The following is a 2631-nucleotide window of genomic DNA, read 5'->3' as shown; positions in this document are numbered from 1 at the left end:
CCTTGGCGCCGCCCCCCCCCCCCCCCCCCCCCACGACCGGACCCAGCAATTTCTTGCACGCCGGGTACTCCAGCGCTTCCAGGCCGCAGCCCAGCGTGTCGATCAGGCAGTTGCGGGCGGTTTCATACGCCAGGCTGCTCTTGATGTCGTAGTTCAGAACGTAGTCCGCGATATCGACCAACACCTGGTCGGGCTCGGGACGTACGTTGGAGATTGGGGCAGACATAGCGGTACCTCTTCATGGAGTGAATACAGGTAGCCATGCTGCGCCCTTGCTCTCGTCTGGCTTGCGCCGGGCCTACTTGCGCTTGTCCAGCGGCACGAACTTCTGATCTTCCGGGCCCACGTAGTTGGCGGTGGGGCGGATGATCTTGTTGTCGATGCGCTGCTCGATGATGTGAGCCGACCAGCCTGCGGTGCGCGCAATGACGAACAGCGGGGTGAACATGGCGGTGGGCACGCCCATCATGTGGTAGCTGACGGCCGAGAACCAGTCCAGGTTGGGAAACATCTTCTTGATGTCCCACATGACCGTCTCAAGGCGTTCGGCGATGTCGAACATCTTGGTGCTGCCGGCCTTTTTGGACAGTTTCTTGGCCACGTCCTTGATGACCTTGTTGCGCGGGTCGGACACGGTGTAGACGGGGTGACCAAAGCCGATGATAACTTCCTTGGCCTCGACGCGGCGGCGGATGTCGGCTTCGGCCTCGTCCGGCGTTTCATAGCGCTTCTGCACGTCGAACGCCACTTCGTTGGCGCCGCCATGCTTGGGGCCGCGCAGCGCGCCGATGGCGCCGGCGATGGACGAGAACATGTCCGAACCGGTGCCGGCGATGACGCGCGCAGTGAACGTGGATGCGTTGAATTCGTGTTCGGCGTACAGGTTCAAGGAAATGTGCATCGCCTTGACCCATTCGTCGCTGGGCTTTTCGCCGTGCAGCAGGTGCAGGAAGTGGCCGCCGATGCTGTCGTCGTCCGTCTGCACGTCGATCATGTGGCCGTTGTGGCTGTAGTGGTACCAATACAGCAGGGCCGAACCCAGGTTGGCCATCAGGCGGTCGGCGATGTCGCGCGCGCCCGGGGTGTTGTGGTCGTCTTTCTCGGGCAGCACGCAGCCCAGCACGGACACGGCGGTGCGCATCACGTCCATCGGGTGGCTCGAGGCGGGCAACGCTTCCAGCGCCACTTGCAGTTGCGCCGGCAGGCCGCGCAGGCTCTTCAGCTTTTGCTTGTACGCGGCCAGTTCGGCTTTGTTGGGCAGCTTGCCGTGGACCAGCAGGTGGGCGATTTCCTCGAACTCGCTGGTGTGCGCGATGTCCAGGATGTCATAGCCACGGTAGTGCAGGTCGTTGCCGCTGCGGCCCACGGTGCACAGCGCGGTATTGCCTGCGACCACGCCCGACAGGGCGACGGACTTCTTGGGTTTGAAGCCGGCTTTCTCTTCCGGCTTGGCGTCCGGTTTGGCTTCTTGCTTCTTGGGAGCCGTGCTCATGTCTCTACTCCTTTCCTTTCGCGATTGACGATATGGGGGGAAAGCGTGACGCCCCGGGGTGGCCGCGGCGCCGGATACAAAAGGCGTTGCGGACTTACGCTTTGCCCTTTTGGAAGAGCGCATCCAGTCTGGATTCGAATTCGTGGTAGCCGATGCGGTCGTACAGTTCTTCGCGCGTTTGCATCAGGTCCACCACGTTTTTCTGGTGGCCGTCGCGGCGGATGGCGGTGTAGACGGCTTCGGCGGCCTTGTTCATGGCGCGGAAGGCGGACAGGGGATAGAGCACCATGCCCACGCCCACGCTTTTCAGTTCTTCGACGGTGAACAGCGGCGTCTTGCCGAATTCGGTGATGTTGGCCAGGACCGGCACCTTGACGGCCTTGACGAAGCGGTCGTAGGTGGGCAGGTCATAAGCGGCTTCGGCGAAGATCGCGTCGGCGCCGGCTTCCACGCAGGCCAGCGCGCGTTCGATCGCGGCGTCCACGCCATGCGAGGCGATGGCGTCGGTGCGGGCGATCAGGTAGAAGTCGCTGTCGGTGCGGGCGTCGGCGGCCGCCTTGACGCGATCGGCCATTTCTTCGGTCGTGACGATTTCCTTGCCGGGGCGGTGGCCGCAGCGCTTGGCGCCGACCTGGTCTTCGATGTGGCACGCCGCCGCGCCGAACTTGATCAGGCTCTTGACGGTGCGGGCGATGTTGAAGGCCGACGGACCAAAGCCGGTGTCGATATCCACCACCAGCGGCACGTCGCACACGTCGGTGATGCGGCGCACGTCGGTCAGCACGTCGTCCATGGTGTTGATGCCCAGGTCGGGCAAGCCCAGCGATCCGGCCGCCACGCCGCCGCCCGACAGGTAGATGGCGCGGTAGCCGGCGCGCTTGGCCAGCAAGGCGTGGTTTGCGTTGATGGCGCCAATGATCTGCAGCGGGCTTTCTTCGGCGAGGGCGCGGCGGAAGAGGGCGCCGGGCGATTCGGGTCTGGACATGGAGGTCTCCGTTCTTTCTTATGGCTAGCCCACGACCTTATCGCGGGTCCGGAATATAAATCTGTCCCCTCCGCGACATTCGCAGGCAGCGGGGCGAAGGGACAGGTTTATGCGCCGGTCTGGTGTTCCGGTCCTGCTTAGGAATTGGGGCCGC

At 63.7% G+C, this 2631-nt stretch carries 3 protein-coding genes; all 3 read right to left on the bottom strand.

The features are described from left to right. A partial coding sequence (locus ACE039_RS20785) for an MmgE/PrpD family protein (RefSeq protein WP_485823234.1) occupies positions 1–226 on the bottom strand: 226 nt, incomplete at its 3' end. Positions 227–298: 72 nt separating this feature from the next. After that, entirely contained in the window at positions 299–1492 is a 1194-nt protein-coding gene (prpC, locus tag ACE039_RS20780; protein ID WP_105555044.1) for a bifunctional 2-methylcitrate synthase/citrate synthase, read from the bottom strand. Between the two features lie 94 nt (positions 1493–1586). Beyond that, complete coding sequence (gene prpB / locus ACE039_RS20775) at positions 1587–2477, bottom strand: methylisocitrate lyase (protein WP_006218121.1); 891 nt, start codon at positions 2475–2477, stop codon at positions 1587–1589. Positions 2478–2631 lie beyond the last annotated feature (154 nt).

This window comes from Achromobacter maghribensis (assembly GCF_057334215.1).
This window is presented reverse-complemented; position numbering and strand designations above follow the sequence as displayed.

Excerpts from the sequence above, each read along its gene's own strand:
- prpC (WP_105555044.1), bottom strand. The coding sequence starts at position 1,492 with ATGAGCACGGCTCCCAAGAAGCAAGAAGCCAAACCGGACGCCAAGCCG.
- prpB (WP_006218121.1), bottom strand. The coding sequence starts at position 2,477 with ATGTCCAGACCCGAATCGCCCGGCGCCCTCTTCCGCCGCGCCCTCGCC.